The 14,610-nt window shown below is 57.3% G+C and carries 13 protein-coding genes and 1 tRNA gene; 9 read left to right on the plus strand and 5 right to left on the minus strand.

Annotation, left to right across the window (positions count from 1 at the left end; all coding sequences use genetic code 11):
- Positions 1–51: 51 nt before the first annotated feature.
- The 6 genes from rpsA to cphA all read left to right on the plus strand — a co-directional run bounded on the left by rpsA (position 52) and on the right by cphA (position 7,440).
- Complete coding sequence (rpsA, locus tag IC231_RS07420; protein WP_211538928.1) at positions 52–2,142, plus strand: 30S ribosomal protein S1; 2,091 nt, start codon at positions 52–54, stop codon at positions 2,140–2,142.
- 211 nt (positions 2,143–2,353) lie between these two features.
- Positions 2,354–2,424 (plus strand) — tRNA-Cys (locus IC231_RS07425).
- A gap of 192 nt (positions 2,425–2,616) precedes the next feature.
- Positions 2,617–3,078 (plus strand): hypothetical protein, encoded by a 462-nt coding sequence (locus tag IC231_RS07430; protein WP_190783846.1) that lies wholly within the window; start codon positions 2,617–2,619, stop codon positions 3,076–3,078.
- Between the two features lie 173 nt (positions 3,079–3,251).
- Entirely contained in the window at positions 3,252–4,067 is an 816-nt protein-coding gene (locus IC231_RS07435; RefSeq protein WP_190783847.1) for a phosphatase PAP2 family protein, read from the plus strand.
- 45 nt (positions 4,068–4,112) lie between these two features.
- Positions 4,113–4,529 (plus strand): EamA family transporter, encoded by a 417-nt coding sequence (locus IC231_RS07440; protein WP_190783848.1) that lies wholly within the window; start codon positions 4,113–4,115, stop codon positions 4,527–4,529.
- Between the two features lie 280 nt (positions 4,530–4,809).
- Positions 4,810–7,440, plus strand: a complete 2,631-nt coding sequence (cphA, locus tag IC231_RS07445; protein ID WP_190783849.1) for a cyanophycin synthetase — start codon at positions 4,810–4,812, stop codon at positions 7,438–7,440.
- A 113-nt stretch (positions 7,441–7,553) separates the two neighbouring features.
- Here the strand turns inward: cphA and IC231_RS07450 are convergent, their stop codons facing one another.
- Complete coding sequence (locus IC231_RS07450; protein WP_190783850.1) at positions 7,554–8,501, minus strand: hypothetical protein; 948 nt, start codon at positions 8,499–8,501, stop codon at positions 7,554–7,556.
- 129 nt (positions 8,502–8,630) lie between these two features.
- Here IC231_RS07450 and IC231_RS07455 point away from each other — a divergent pair, with 129 nt between their 5' ends.
- Both IC231_RS07455 and kdsA read left to right on the plus strand, forming a co-directional pair.
- Complete coding sequence (locus IC231_RS07455) at positions 8,631–9,239, plus strand: methyltransferase domain-containing protein (protein ID WP_190783851.1); 609 nt, start codon at positions 8,631–8,633, stop codon at positions 9,237–9,239.
- A gap of 110 nt (positions 9,240–9,349) precedes the next feature.
- Complete coding sequence (gene kdsA / locus IC231_RS07460) at positions 9,350–10,174, plus strand: 3-deoxy-8-phosphooctulonate synthase (RefSeq protein WP_190783852.1); 825 nt, start codon at positions 9,350–9,352, stop codon at positions 10,172–10,174.
- 50 nt (positions 10,175–10,224) lie between these two features.
- Here the strand turns inward: kdsA and IC231_RS07465 are convergent, their stop codons facing one another.
- Positions 10,225–11,022: an O-methyltransferase gene (locus IC231_RS07465; RefSeq protein ID WP_211538929.1), complete on the minus strand. Its 798-nt coding sequence runs from the start codon at positions 11,020–11,022 to the stop codon at positions 10,225–10,227.
- Between the two features lie 131 nt (positions 11,023–11,153).
- Positions 11,154–11,540, minus strand: a complete 387-nt coding sequence (apaG, locus tag IC231_RS07470) for a Co2+/Mg2+ efflux protein ApaG (protein WP_190783854.1) — start codon at positions 11,538–11,540, stop codon at positions 11,154–11,156.
- A 110-nt stretch (positions 11,541–11,650) separates the two neighbouring features.
- Here apaG and IC231_RS07475 point away from each other — a divergent pair, with 110 nt between their 5' ends.
- Positions 11,651–12,316 (plus strand): uracil-DNA glycosylase, encoded by a 666-nt coding sequence (locus tag IC231_RS07475; RefSeq protein WP_190783855.1) that lies wholly within the window; start codon positions 11,651–11,653, stop codon positions 12,314–12,316.
- A 193-nt stretch (positions 12,317–12,509) separates the two neighbouring features.
- Here the strand turns inward: IC231_RS07475 and lepB are convergent, their stop codons facing one another.
- Both lepB and dapB read right to left on the minus strand, forming a co-directional pair.
- Positions 12,510–13,691 (minus strand): signal peptidase I, encoded by a 1,182-nt coding sequence (lepB, locus tag IC231_RS07480; RefSeq protein WP_190783856.1) that lies wholly within the window; start codon positions 13,689–13,691, stop codon positions 12,510–12,512.
- 136 nt (positions 13,692–13,827) lie between these two features.
- Positions 13,828–14,547, minus strand: a complete 720-nt coding sequence (gene dapB, locus IC231_RS07485; protein WP_190783857.1) for a 4-hydroxy-tetrahydrodipicolinate reductase — start codon at positions 14,545–14,547, stop codon at positions 13,828–13,830.
- Between the last annotated feature and the right edge of the window lie 63 nt (positions 14,548–14,610).

The following is a 14,610-nucleotide window of genomic DNA, read 5'->3' on the forward strand; positions in this document are numbered from 1 at the left end:
CGGAGGCGGGCCCTGCGCCGGACGTGTACATGAGGGCCACTGCAATACAACATGGCAGAAGTAGTAGACAACTTCGACTGGGACAATGTCGGAGCCAACAGCTTCGGTGGTAACTATACCGCTGAGCAGCGCGCCGAAATGGAGCAGATGTACAGCGAAACGCTGACCACTGTCCAGGAGGAAGAAGTAATCAAAGGCACCGTGGTTGGTATCACCGACCGTGATGTAATCCTGAATATCGGCTTCAAATCCGATGGTCTGGTGCCCCTCTCCGAATTCCGCGACCTGACCGACCTCAAAGTTGGTGACGAGGTAGAGGTGTTCATCGAGGACCAGGAAGATGCCAACGGCCAGCTCATCCTGAGCCGTAAGAAGGCAAAAATCAAGCAGGCCTGGAAAGCTATTTACGATGCTCTGGAGAACGATACCGTTCTGGAAGGTGTAGTAAAGCGCCGCACCAAAGGCGGTCTGATCATGGACCTGGACGGCGTAGAAGCCTTCCTGCCCGGCTCGCAGATCGACGTGAAGCCTATCCGTGACTTCGACATCTATGTTGGTCGTCGCATGGAAGTGAAAGTGGTGAAAATCAACGCCGCTTTCGACAACGTAGTAGTTTCGCACAAAGTCCTGATCGAGAAAGACCTCGAGAAGCAGCGCGAAGCCATCCTCAACAACCTGGAGAAAGGCCAGATCCTGGAGGGCGTTATCAAGAACATGACCAACTTCGGCGTGTTCATCGACCTCGGTGGTGTAGACGGTTTGCTGCACATCACGGACATTTCGTGGGGCCGCATCGCTCACCCGAGCGAAGTACTGCAGCTCGACCAGAAGCTGAACATCGTAGTTCTGGACTTCGACGAAGCCAAGAAGCGTATCAGCCTCGGCCTGAAGCAGCTGACTCCTCACCCATGGGATTCGCTGGGCGCCGACATGGGCGTAGGCTCGAAAGTGAAAGGCCGTATCGTGAATGTTGCCGACTACGGCGCGTTCATGGAAATCATCCCCGGCGTAGAAGGCCTGATCCACGTTTCAGAAATGAGCTGGAGCCAGCACCTGCGCAACCCGCAGGACTTCATCAAGCAGGGCGACGTAGTGGAGGCTCAGATCCTGACTCTCGACCGCGAAGACCGCAAGATGAGCCTCGGCATCAAGCAGCTGAGCGAAGATCCATGGACCCGCGGCGACTTCGGCACGAAGTACGCTGTAGGTACCCAGCACAACGGTTTGGTGCGCAACCTGACCAACTTTGGCCTGTTCGTAGAACTGGAAGAGGGTGTTGACGGCCTCGTGCACGTGTCGGACCTGTCGTGGACCAAGAAAGTGAAGCATCCTTCGGAAGTCGTGAAAGTTGGCGACCGTCTGGACGTGGTAGTTCTCGAACTGGATGTAGCTAACCGCCGTCTGGCCCTGGGCCACAAGCAGCTGGAAGAAAACCCATGGGATACGTTCCAGACGGTATTCACTCCCGGCTCGGTGCATAAGGCTTCCATCACGGAGAAAACCGACCGTGGCGCGGTGCTCGAACTGCCGTACGGCATCGAAGGCTTCGCGTATCCTAAGTCGCTGGCCAAAGAAGATGGCTCGCAGGCTGAGAACGGCGAATCGCTGGACTTCCGCGTTATCGAATTCTCCAAGGATGACCGTCGCATCGTGCTGTCGCACAGCGCCGTGTACAACCAGCAGGCAGAAGAAGATAGCCGCGCTTCGAAGTTCACGAAGAAGAAGCCGGCCGGTGGTGCCGCTGCTGCACAAGGCGAAGGCAAACTGAGCGACCTGAAGAAGCCCGCAACGGCTGAGAAGTCGACCCTCGGTGACCTGGACGCTCTGTCGGCGCTGCGCGACAAGATGATGGGCAATGAGCGCCAGGCTGGCGAGCAGAAGCTGTCGTCGAAGGCCGCTCCGGCTGCTGAGGCCTCGGCCACGGAAGAAGCTCCGGCCGAAGGTGGCATCGTAGCTGCTGTAACCAGCGCTGCTTCGGCTGCCATCGACAAGGTCAAGGAGGTTGCTGGCGACGCTGTAGAAGCTGCTTCGCACTCCGGCATCGTGGAGAAAGCCAAAGAAGTTGCCGGCGACGTGGTTGACAGCGTGAAAAACGCCCTGTCGAGCGACGAAGCCGACAAAAAAGACGAAGAGAAAGCCTAAGCTTTAGCATTCGTTAGAGTACAGGAAGGCCCCGGCGCAAGTCGGGGCCTTTTTTGTGCTTCTGTGGCCGGCCGCGCCAAGTGAGCCAGGGGCACAGGTCCGGAAATTTTTTCGCACTAGGCCAGCTACTTACCAGCTGTGGCGTGAAAAGCAGGCCTGTGGCATTGGCAGAAGTCAGATTAAGCTGTATGTTTGCATCCTCAAAACCACTGGTGACGTGACCGAGTGGCTAGGTAGAGGTCTGCAAAACCTCCTACAGCGGTTCGAATCCGCTCGTCACCTCTTCGAATGAAACGCCCCGCTGCAAGTGAAGACTTGCAGCGGGGCGTTTGCTTTAGGGCCATTTTCGCGAGCCGGTACAAAGGAGGGTTATGAGGATCGAAAAAAAATGCCGAACCGGTCGTGGCTTGGGTAGCAGGCAAGACGTAGCAGGGTACTACCTTCGCCATTCAACCTTTTCTCCTTATTCTTTTCATGTTAAAAAAGCTACGCTTCTGCCAGTTCGTTTATCTCACTTCCTTCAGCAGCCTGTTGCTGACTGGCTGCGGGGACAAGGATAAAGACGCCAAACCCAAAGAGCACGTTGTGGAAGTGAAATTTCAGGCTTCCGCTGTGCCCAGCAATTTCCTGGTCAACTTCTATGTGGAGGAAGATGAGGGCAAAGGGGCTACCACCACTTTCTTGGTGGCCGAAACCCCATCCAATGGGACGATGGCCGAAACACATACGGCCGAACTGGCTACCAGCACTAATGAGTCGATTGAGGCATATATTAGTCTTTCGCCGGTCAGTGGCTCATCGGCAATCGTGCCAGCTACTACCGTGAAGGCCGATATTGTGGTGGACGGTGCCGTAAAGCACACTATCACCATAAACAAGGATACTCCGGTTACTTCCAGTGGACTCCGCGAGGTTTCCGCGTTGCACAAGCTCTGATAAAAATCCCCGGCACTAACCGGGGATTTTTTTGTAGTGGCTGGCCAAGAGCGACCAGAAGTCCTTAGCTGGGGATATGCGGTTGCCTAGTTTCTGCGTATACCTCGTTCCGCCCGCCAAAACCGGGCAAAACGCGTGTACCCGATACTGTCATACTACCGAATCAGAAACGCATGAAATCAATACTGTACGGGTACCTGGTGGCGCTGACTATGGCGGTTACTCCACTAACGCATTGCCAGGCACAGGACACCCCCACGCCGACCGACACTCTCCGGAAGTTTGAGAATCCAGCGGGTGTTTCGGCGCCCGTGAAACAGCCGTGGTATAAGAGCAAAGTGGTGAAAGCTACCATAGTGCCGGCAGTGCTTATTGGCTACGGGGCATATACTTTCAACGGGGGCGGATTCTATACCAACCAGCAGGCCAACCGCGACATACACAAGCTGTTCCCGACCTACCGGACCCGGCTGGACGACATCCTGATTATTGCGCCGTATCTGGAGTTGGGGGCGGTGGCGCTGGCCGGAGTAGAAACGCGCAACGACCGAATCAACGTAGGTCTGGTGGTGCTGAAAAGCGAGATATTCATGCTTACCACTGTGTTTGCGGTGAAGAACCTCACGCGCGAAACTCGCCCCGATGGCTCCGATAACCTGTCGTTTCCATCGGGCCATACAGCTCAGGCATTCCTGGCGGCCAGCATCGTGCACAACGAGTTCCGCGACAAAAGCCAGTGGTACGGGGTAGGAGCATACACTATTGCGACCAGCGTGGCGGCCCTGCGCATGATCAACAACAAGCACTGGCAGAGCGACGTGGTAGCTGGGGCCGGAATGGGCATTCTGTCGGCGCACGTGGGCTACCTCACGCACCGCAACCGCTGGGGCCGCAAGCCACGGCTGCCGGAAGGCATGAGCTTCAACCCTACCTGGGTGCCGGGTCCCGGCGGCGGTATGGCCATGGGCATGGTCTGGCAGCTGCGTTAGCCCGGTAATACTAGAAGTTCTGGCCTTTTGTCTTTCCGCGACGCTATGTGGTGGCTGTACGCATTGCTCTCCGCCTTCTTCGCCGCCCTGACGGCCGTATTAGCTAAGGTCGGCATCAAGGGTGTCGACTCTAACCTGGCCACGGCTGTCCGCGCCGTTGTGATTCTGCTGCTAGCCTGGAGCATCGTGTATTTCCGGGGCGGCCTAGCAGAAATCCATACGCTCACGCACAATAACCTGCTTTTTCTAGTTCTGTCGGGGCTGGCTACGGGGCTGTCGTGGGTTTTCTATTTCCGGGCGCTGCAGCTCGGGCAGGTTTCGCAGGTGGCCCCGGTTGATAAGCTGAGTGTGGCGCTGGCCATTATACTGTCCGTCGTATTTCTAGGCGAGAAGCTCACGTGGCAGACCGCGCTGGGAGCCGGGCTCATCATAGCAGGGTCGCTGGTGCTGGTCAGGGCATGACGCGCACAGTATGCAGGGTTCTTCTGCTGCTGGGGTGCTGCCGCTATGGCCACCCAAACCGAATAGAAGCCGGAAAACTGCTTGAGTAAGCCGTTCGCCACATTTTTTATCTGGAGAGCTATCATCTTCTTCAAAATATAAATGCTTGAGCTTGTGAGCAAAGGGCAGAGCTGGGCCGCCAAAACGCAAAACAGGCGGCATGCTGGCTTTACAGGCTCAAATCCCTACATTTAACTCCGGCGTACAATCCGCTCGACTTAGTTTCCACTTCCTCCTCCATATGAAGATTATTGACCTCCGCACAATGCGCGGGCCCAGCTACTGGTCCGTTAAACACTACAAGCTGATTGTACTGAAAGTGGATATGCAGGATATGGCCGAAACGTGGTCAAATGGGGTGTCAACACTAGCCGAACAACTGCCGCAGCTACTGCCGGAACTAGGGCGCCCGGCACCTGCCGAATCTGAAAAGTCGGTGCTGAAGAACCCGCCCCTCACCCAGGAGCAGCTAGCCGATGGAGAGCCGCTGGGTCATGTTATTCAGCACGTAGCGCTGGCACTGCAGCGCATGGCCGGCATGCCCGTGTACTGGGGCAAATCGTATCCTGCCCACCAGGAAGGCGTGGAGTTTGTAGTGTTCAGCTACCAGGAAGAGCGCGCCGGCCGCATGGCCGCAGAAGCCGCCGTGCAGCTCGTAGACGACCTGTGCCATGGACGGTCCGTGAATGTGAAGCCGATTGTAGACGAGCTGCACGAAATCCGGGAAGACGAGTTTTTCGGACCAAGCACCTGGAGCATTGTTTCGGAGGCTGCCTCGCGTAATATTCCCTATATCCAGCTCAAGAACAGTAACATCATACAGCTGGGCTACGGCGTCAACCAGAAGCGCATCTGGGCCACCACTACCAGCTACACTTCGCACGCCGGGGTAGAAGTAGCCGGCAATAAGAACCGCACCAAAGCCATGCTCAAGGATGCTGGGGTGCCGGTGCCCAATGGCACGACGGTGTATTCGGAGGACGGCCTGCGGGACGCCGTGGAAGAGCTGGGCTTTCCCATCGTGACCAAGCCGCTCGACGGCAACCACGGCAAGGGCGCTACTATTCGCATCATGAACTGGGACGATGCGGTGGAAGGGCTGAAAGCGGCCCAGAAATACTCCCGCGCCGTAATTGTGGAGCAGTTCATCGAGGGACACGACTACCGGATACTGGTAGTGAACGGCAAACTCATTGCCGCCGCCAAGCGTACGCCGGCTGCCGTTATCGGCAACGGCAGCAGCACCATTCAGCAGCTGATCGACAAGGTAAACGAGGATCCGCGCCGCGGCTTCGGCCACGAGAAGGTGCTCACCAGCATCAAGGCCGACCAGCACACCCAGGATTTGCTCAAGAACCAAGGCCTGACGCTGGAAAGTGTGCTGCCAGCCGGTCAGGAGCTGTATCTGAAAAGCACGGCCAACATCAGCACCGGCGGCACCGCCACCGACGTCACGGACCTGGTGCATCCCTACAATGTGCTGCTGGCAGAGCGGGTGGCCGGTATTGTAGGCCTCGATATCTGCGGTATTGATCTGCTGACTTCGGACATTGCTATTCCGCTGAACGAAACGCGGGGCGCCGTTATCGAGGTGAATGCAGCGCCCGGTTTCCGGATGCACATTTCCCCCACGGAAGGTCTGCCCCGCAACGTGGCGGCCCCGGTGGTCGATATGCTGTTTCCGCCCGGCGCCACGGCCCGTATCCCCATTTTTGCCGTGACGGGCACCAACGGCAAAACCACTACCTCGCAGCTCCTGGCGCATATTGTGGCTTCCAAGGGCTACAAAGTGGGCTTCACGACAACCAACGGCATCTATATTCAGGGCGTACAGCTGCAAAGCGGCGACTGTACCGGCGGGCAAAGCGCCGAGTTTGTGCTGAAGGACCCCACGGTGAACTTTGCGGTGCTGGAAACGGCCCGAGGCGGCATGCTTCGCTCAGGGCTGGGCTTCCACACCTGCGACGTGGCTATCGTAACGAATGTAGCCGCCGACCACCTTGGCATGCGCGACATCTATACCGTAGAGGAAATGGCCGCTGTGAAAGGCGTACTGCCCCGCACGGTGCGCAAGAATGGCTGGGCGGTGCTCAACGCCGATGATGACCTGGTATACGCCATGCGCGAGAAGCTGGACTGCCGCGTGGCGCTGTTCAGCATGAACGAGCACAGTCCTAGAATCCGGGAACACGCCGAAAATGGCGGGCTGGCGGCTGTGTATGAGGAAGGCTACATTTCCATCTACAAAAACAGCTACAAGCTGCGCGTAGACCGGGCCGCCGAATTCCCGATTACGTTTGGCGGGCGTGCCACCTTCAACATCGAAAACTCCCTGGCGGCCGCGCTGGCCTGCTACTGCTACGGCTTCGATAAGGACGATATCAAGCAGGCGCTGCGCACGTTTGTGCCTTCGGCCGCCAAAACGCCCGGCCGCATGAACCTCTACAAGTTTCCACAGTTTGAGGTAATCGTAGATTATGCGCACAACACGCACGGAATCAGCAAATTTGCTGAGTTCCTGAATGCTACCGAGGCGACGCACAAGATTGGCGTCGTGTCAGGCCTCGGCGACCGTCGGGACGAGGATACGCTGAGCTTCGCCCGCATTGCCGGCCAGATTTTTGATGAGGTAGTGCTGCGCCAGGACCGCGACCTGCGCGGCAAAACCAAGGAGCAGCTCAAGGAAATCATGGAGAAAGGCCTGCGGCTTGATGTGCCGGATCTTCCCATCACGTACATCGAAAACGAGATGGAGGCCATCGACCATGTACTGACTACGGCCAAGCCCGGTTCCGTGATAGTGCTGTTCACGGAAGACATCAAAAACACCATCCGGAAGCTCGATGAGTTTGAAGCCTCGCTGGGCGCCTAGTGAGGCGGGCTTCCGGCCCGTAATTCTTATAAAAACAACAAGGCCCGGCTATAGAGCCGGGCCTTGTTGTTTGGCAGTAGCTGCAGCAGCACTGCTACGGTGCAGAAAGCTTTTTATTTCAGCGTAAACGTCGTTTTGCCGATCATCACGCCACCTTCGTAGAGCTCCACGGTGTGCAGGCCGGTTTTATAGGGGGCCCCTTTGGCGTAGAGAAACTGCACCGGCTGGCGGCTGTTGTCATACACGATGTCCTGCTTGGCGGTGTAGAAGGCCTCCGAGCCGTCAATCATGAACGTGCCGCCGCCGGTGCTCAGGTTGTACAGCGCGGACCCATCGGGCTCAATCAGGCGCAGCATAATCTGCTTGGTTTCCTTCGGCGACACATCGTTACGGGCCAGGTTGAAGGTGATTTTTATCTTTTCAACCCGCTTGGCCTTAAACTCGTTGTCGTCGTCGTCCTTCTCCTTGTTACGCGAATTCACTACGCCCACCCGGATATTTTCGGCCTGCAGGCGCGAAGCTACCGCCACTTTTTCGCTCAGTTCCTGGTTGGTGCGGGCAATGGTTGTGATGGTGTCCGATAACTTATTCTGACGCTCTTTCAGCGTAGTCGTTTCGGTGTACAGGGCCTCATTATCGGCTTTGAGCTGCGCAATTTCATCGTCTTTCTTGCGCAATTGGGCTTCGAAGTTCTGTGCCCGCTGCTTGAACCGCTGCTGCTCTTTAATAGAGAAGCTACCCGCCTTAAACGAGCGGAGTTTCAGCAAATCGGCATTGATAGAAGCAATTTTGGCCTCCAGCGAGTCATTGGACAGGCCCATAGCCTGCACTTCCTGGCTCTGCCGCTCAAAATCGGCTTTCAATTTTTCGAATTCGGTGATTTGGGTTTTCAGCTGGTCGTCCTTTTCCTGTACCTGCGTCGTGAGCTGTTGATTTTCCGCGTTCTTCTGCCGGTTCATCCAGTACAGTACGCCATTGATACCGAGCAGCACCAGAAAAAGTGCGACAATGAGAAGGATACGGCTGTTGTTCCGGGGTTCTGGGCTAGGATTTTGTTCCATTACGAGCGGGGTTAAATGAAGACCGGCGGGCCGGTGCGTGCGTTACCTTTGCGCACAAACAAACGAAAATTTAAAACAAAACTGGTTTTGGCGGCTGCCAGCTAACTGAAAGAAATGTACGAGAAGCGTATGAAACCCGATGTTTTGTTTGACGAAAACTACTGGCGCAGCCGCTACAGCACTGGCCGGACCGGTTGGGATACTGGCAGTATAACGCCTCCTCTGCGCGATTATTTCGATCAGCTGGGGCCAGCCGATCTGCGGCGCATTCTGATTCCCGGAGCCGGGCGGGCCTACGAAGCTGAGTACCTGCACGAATTGGGTTTTTCTCAGGTATACGTGGCCGATTTGGCTCCTGAGGCGCTGGCTGCGCTGCAGCAGCGGGTGCCCGGGTTTCCGGCAGCCCACCTGCTCCACCAGGATTTCTTTACGCTGCCCGCCCTGCCACCTTACGACCTGCTGGTGGAACAGACATTTTTCTGCGCCCTCGACCCCCAGCTTCGTGCTGCTTACGCCCGGCAGTGTGCTACTCTGTTGCGGCCCGGCGGAACCTTAATGGGGCTCCTATTTGAAACGGATTTCGGGCCCGTGACGGAGCCGCCATTTGGTGGAACGCGCGAGGAATACCGCGCCTATTTCGAGCCGTATTTTGATTTCAAGCATTTTGATACGGCTTATAACTCGCTCCGGCCTCGTCAGGACCGAGAGTTGTTTATCTGCCTGAAGCGGAAAGCCTGATTCTCTGCCGCTGGCAGCGCAACCAGGCTAAGCGGCGGTATCCGTTACCTTTGCAGCATTCGTTAGGGCGTGCTTTTCCGGCGTCCGCTACTCCTTTCAGCACTACTTCCATGCTCGAACTCCTCGCCAACACCCTGCCTCACTTCCGCAACACCAACTCCGGCCAGTTTTTCCTGATGGCGGGGCCCTGCGTGATTGAGGGCGAAGACATGGCGCTGCGCATCGCCGAAAAGGTGCGCCACATGACCGATAAGCTCCAGATTCCCTACATCTTCAAGGGCTCTTACCGCAAAGCCAACCGCAGCCGCCTCGATTCGTTCACCGGCATCGGCGACGAGAAGGCGCTGCGCATCCTGCAGAAAGTAGGCCGCGAAATAGGGGTGCCCACCGTAACCGACATTCACGAATCGGGTGAGGCGGCCCTGGCAGCGGAATACGTGGATGTGCTGCAGATTCCGGCTTTCCTATGCCGCCAGACTGATTTGCTGATTGCAGCGGCCCAAACCGGTAAGGTGGTGAACGTGAAGAAAGGCCAGTTCCTCAACGGCGAAGCCATGCAGTTTGCCGTGGATAAAGTGCGCCAGTCCGGCAACAACAACGTGATTCTGACGGACCGCGGCAACTCCTTCGGCTATTCTGATCTGGTGGTCGACTTCCGCAACCTGCCCGCCATGCGCGACTTCGGCGTGCCTGTGGTAATGGACGTGACTCACTCGCTGCAGCGCCCCAACCAGAGCAGCGGCGTTACGGGTGGTCAGCCGGCCCTCATCGAAACCATTGCCAAAGCAGCCATTGCTGTGGGCGCCGATGGCCTGTTCATCGAAACGCACCCGACGCCCGCCACAGCCAAGTCGGACGGCGCCAATATGCTCTCCCTCGACAAGCTGGAGGACCTTCTCGTGAAACTTACGCGGGTGCGGGAAGCGGTGCGCTAAGCACTTCGACAGGGCCGAACGGGCTTCCCTACCTACTACTACCGGCGGCACTACGCCGATAAGCGGCGGGTGCGCTCCAGCATCCTGTCAACGACGTTGTTGAAACGCAGGCGGAAGTGCTGCTTCGGCTGGTTGCGGCGGAAAAAGACGAGGCCCACAAAAAACAAGTCCACCGTCAGGCGCACTTCCGGGTGCTGCCGGATAACGTTCCAGGCGCGCTCCATATCCTGCGACCAGTGAATGTCGTCGAGCACAAACACGCTGCGTTCGGTGCGGTGGGCGAGGCAGAGCTCGAAATAGCGCAGCGTGGGCTCATAGCGGTGGTTGCCGTCGAAGAAGGCAAAGTCGAGTGGCGCGCTGAGAGCAGCCAGGGTAGGGGCGAGGGTAGTATCGAGGTTGCCCTCAACCAGCTCCACATTGTGCAGATCCAGCTGCGCAAACGTTTCGCGGGCTACGGCCGCCGTGGCCGGGCAGCCCTCAAAGGTGAGCACGCGGGTGCGTGAGTCGGCGGCGGCCAGATAGGAGGTGGTAAGGCCCAGCGAGGTGCCCAGCTCCAGTATGGTGCGCGGGCGGAAATGATTGACAAGCCGGAACAGCAGCTGCGCCAGCTTTGGCGGCTTGGCCGCCGTGCGGGCTATATCCTGGATGCGGCGCTGCCGGCCTGCGCCGGTGTGGGAGCCGGCCCCAAAGTCGCGCACCTGAATGGTTTGGGTGCTGCGCTGCAGTTGCCGCCGCCGCTGCTCAATGCCGGTAAAGGCCGCAAACGGGCCATCGTGGTTGATGACGTGCGCATACAGCCCAAAAACAAACGGGGAGTGTAGGCCATGGGCATTTCCTGAGCGAAGCAAAAACCGAACGTAGCTGAGAGCCTGAAAAAGCAAGGGGACAGAATTAGGTAGCCACAAAGAACGTCATCCTGCCGATTCTACACGCAGTGCAGGACCCACAGGATGACGTTCTGGACAGGAAAGGCGGGAATCTAGTTGAGGCGGTAGGGAACCACCAGCGTAAACTCAGGAATTTCGACCGTGAAGATAGTGCCATCAACAACACGCTCCATCTCATAGGTGCCGCGCATTTTGCCCATGCCCGACTTCAAGTTACAGCCCGATACGTACTGGTGCGACTCGCCGGGCTCCAGCACGGGCTGCTGGCCTACTACCCCTTCGCCCTCTACTTCGCGCACCACGCCGTTGGCATCGTAGATGTACCAGTGGCGGCGCAGCAGTTTCACGGTGTATTCGCCGTTGTTGCGGATATCAATTTTGTACGCGAAAACGTAATGCTCCTGGCCGGGGCTGGAATAGTCGGGCAGATAGTTCGTGGTGACACTCACGGTGACGCCCTGCGTAGTGGTCGTATTCATGGCTGCTGTGCGGTGTGGGTGGGACTAACAGACGAGGGCAGAAATTGGTTTATTTACGCAGCCGGCACCACTTGTGGCCTGCCAAATCCGCAAAATAATTTTCCCGCAGGATGAATGTAAAGATAGAAGAAAGCTGGCGCAAGGTTTTGCAGCCCGAATTTGAGAAATCATACTTTCAGCACCTTATTGCTTTTGTAAAAGGTGAATACGCTACCACCACCGTTTATCCGCCCGGCCCGAATATCTTCCATGCTTTCGAGGCCTGCCCGTTTGATCAGGTAAAAGTGGTGATACTGGGCCAGGACCCCTACCACGGCAAGGGGCAGGCACATGGCCTGAGCTTTTCGGTAGCGGAAGGTATCCGTACGCCGCCTTCGCTCCAGAATATTTTCAAGGAGCTACAGGCCGATATTCCTGAAATGCCGCCCGCTCCCAACGGCAACCTCGACCGATGGGCCCAGCAGGGCGTTCTGCTGCTGAATGCTACCCTTACGGTGCGCGCCGCTGAGCCGGCCAGCCATCAGAAAAAAGGCTGGGAGCAGTTCACGGATGCCGTTATTCAGAAGATTTCGGAAGAGAAGGACCACGTTGTCTTTATCCTGTGGGGAGCATATGCCCAGAAAAAGTCGGAGTTGATAGATGCCAAAAAGCACCTCATTCTAAAAGCGGCCCATCCGTCCCCCTACGCCGCCGACCGGGGCTTCTTCGGCTCCAGACCTTTCAGCAAAACCAACGCATATCTTCAGCAGAAAGGGCTGCAGCCCGTCCAATGGTAGACCACGGATTTGTCGGATTGGACGGATTCATCGGATTTTGCAGACGATTGACGTTCACCGTAGATGATTGATCTTCACCTTTGCTAAACAAAAAGGCCTGCTGTAGTAGCAGACCTTTTTGCTTACAGAGTTAATCGAAAGCCCTTGGACAGAATCGCCTACAGAATCCGATGAATCCGTCCAATCCGTGGTCCTAGTCGATGGTGTTGAAGATGCGGTTCCAGCGGATTTTGTGGAAGGCATCGGCATACGGGTCCACCGACATCCAGATCATCACGGCTTTGCCCACGATGTGGTCTTCGGGTACAAAACCCCAGTAGCGGGAGTCGAGCGAGTCGTGGCGGTTGTCGCCCATCATGAAGTAGTAGTCCTGCTTGAACGTATAGCTCTTCAGCGGCTGGCCGTTCTGCAGCAGTACGCCGTTCTGCATCGTTACGCCCTCATTATGCTCGTAGCGCATGATGATTTTCTGGTAGATGGGCGTGTTCTGGGGCGTAAGCTGCACGGTCTGGCCCTTCCTGGGCAGCTGCAGCGGCCCGAAGTTGTCCTTGTTCCAGTTGTTGACGGGGGCCGGGGTGCTCTGCGGGTAGTCGGCGTTGTTCGGGAAAACGTCGGGCTCTGCCTGGCCGGGTACTGCCTTGTCCTGCAGCACGGCCTTCACGTAAGGCTGCTTGCGGAAGAAGTCGGCGGTGGCCTCCGTGGCATCAATCATAAACGTAGGCTCCTGGGTGCCAAAGAGCGGCTCCGGCTTGCCATCGGGCCGGTTGAAGTTGGTGACATGCTGTTCCTGGAAAGCCTTGTACAAGTCGTCGTTCGGCTGGGGTACCTGCAGGAAGTAGCGGTTCTGGCTCTGCGGCGGGTTCGTCATGGGCTTGCCATTGATAAACACCTGCGTGTCCTTGATTTCCAGCACGTCGCCGGCTATAGCCACGCACCGCTTGATGTAGTTGGTGCGCAGGTCGGCGGGGTGCTGGCTCTCGAAGGGCACATTGAACACCACTACGTCGCCACGCTTTACTTCCGAAAAGCCCGGCAGGCGGTAGCTGGGCAGCTGAATCAGGTCGGAATAGCTCTTGAGGCCGGTGCCCCACATCGTCTGGTGCGTGAGCGGTACCTGCAGCGGCGTCTGGGGCGTGCGCGGCCCGTAGTGCAGCTTGCTCACAAACAGATAGTCGCCTACCAGCAGGGAGTCCTCCATGCTGGGCGTTGGGATGGTGTAGGCCTCGAAAGTGGCCCAGCGGATCAGCGTGGCCGCTACCACCGCAAACAGAATAGCATCGCCCCACTCCCGGAAGAAGCCTTTCTTCTTTTCAAGGGGCTTATTAGAGGCGGAAGCCGCTTTCATGCGTTCTTCCCAGGACTGTTGTACGGCCATAACGATGGAGGCAAAAAATGTAGCAGAAGCGTCTGCTCGTGCCGGAGTGTAAATATAGCGGCTTAACGCTGCTGCGCAGTCAGCACGTATTTCCTGAGCAGAAGAATCTGAGTAAAGCAGGGCTGGAACCCCGGCGCTAGATACCCAGCAGGTCTTTCATCCCGAACACACCCTGGTGGCCGGGCAGCCACTCCGCCGCCAGTAGGGCCCCGTCCACAAATCCGTCGCGGGTGTGCGCTTCGTGCTTCAGCTCCAGCGAATCGGCATCCGAGGAGTACGTCACGATATGAGTGCCGATAACCTGACCAGTTCGCTCACTTAGTACGGCCAGTTCGTTGGGTTGCTGGGCCGCTTCGTTGCGCCAAATAGTCTTGGCGGGGAAATGACGCAGAATAGCCTCGGCCGCTGTCAGGGCTGTGCCGCTGGGCTGGTCCACCTTCTGGGTGTGGTGGATTTCGCGCACCTGCACATCGTAGCCGCCAAACTGATGCATTTTAGCGGCTATGTACTCGTTGAAGTGGAAAAACAGGTTCACGCCTACACTATAGTTGGAGGCGTAGAACAACGACCCGTCGGTTTGCTGGCACAGCTCCACGGCTTCCGGGAAGTGGTGCAGCCAGCCCGTAGAGCCACATATCACCGGCAGCCGCTGGCGCAGGCAGGCCTGTACGTTGGCGAAAGCCGCATCAGGATGTGTAAACTCGATGGCGCAGTCTACCGTGGTCGGGCTAAAGTCCGCAATAGTGAGTTCGGGGTGCGCAGGGTCGATGATGCCGGCAATCTGGTGGCCACGTGCTATGGCACGGGCCTCAATAGCACGGCCCATTTTGCCGTATCCAATCAGCAAAAGCTTCATGTTAGGTTGTTTAGTAAGGGTCGTCAGCTGTCGGCTGCCCGGCGTACACAGCGTGTAGTCCGG

Source organism: Hymenobacter duratus (assembly GCF_014698995.1).
Classification (GTDB): domain Bacteria; phylum Bacteroidota; class Bacteroidia; order Cytophagales; family Hymenobacteraceae; genus Hymenobacter; species Hymenobacter duratus.

Excerpts from the sequence above, each read along its gene's own strand:
- rpsA (WP_211538928.1), top strand. The coding sequence starts at position 52 with ATGGCAGAAGTAGTAGACAACTTCGACTGGGACAATGTCGGAGCCAAC.
- IC231_RS07430 (WP_190783846.1), top strand. The coding sequence starts at position 2,617 with ATGTTAAAAAAGCTACGCTTCTGCCAGTTCGTTTATCTCACTTCCTTC.
- IC231_RS07435 (WP_190783847.1), top strand. The coding sequence starts at position 3,252 with ATGAAATCAATACTGTACGGGTACCTGGTGGCGCTGACTATGGCGGTT.
- IC231_RS07440 (WP_190783848.1), top strand. The coding sequence starts at position 4,113 with ATGTGGTGGCTGTACGCATTGCTCTCCGCCTTCTTCGCCGCCCTGACG.
- cphA (WP_190783849.1), top strand. The coding sequence starts at position 4,810 with ATGAAGATTATTGACCTCCGCACAATGCGCGGGCCCAGCTACTGGTCC.
- IC231_RS07450 (WP_190783850.1), bottom strand. The coding sequence starts at position 8,501 with ATGGAACAAAATCCTAGCCCAGAACCCCGGAACAACAGCCGTATCCTT.
- IC231_RS07455 (WP_190783851.1), top strand. The coding sequence starts at position 8,631 with ATGAAACCCGATGTTTTGTTTGACGAAAACTACTGGCGCAGCCGCTAC.
- kdsA (WP_190783852.1), top strand. The coding sequence starts at position 9,350 with ATGCTCGAACTCCTCGCCAACACCCTGCCTCACTTCCGCAACACCAAC.
- apaG (WP_190783854.1), bottom strand. The coding sequence starts at position 11,540 with ATGAATACGACCACTACGCAGGGCGTCACCGTGAGTGTCACCACGAAC.
- IC231_RS07475 (WP_190783855.1), top strand. The coding sequence starts at position 11,651 with ATGAATGTAAAGATAGAAGAAAGCTGGCGCAAGGTTTTGCAGCCCGAA.
- lepB (WP_190783856.1), bottom strand. The coding sequence starts at position 13,691 with ATGGCCGTACAACAGTCCTGGGAAGAACGCATGAAAGCGGCTTCCGCC.
- dapB (WP_190783857.1), bottom strand. The coding sequence starts at position 14,547 with ATGAAGCTTTTGCTGATTGGATACGGCAAAATGGGCCGTGCTATTGAG.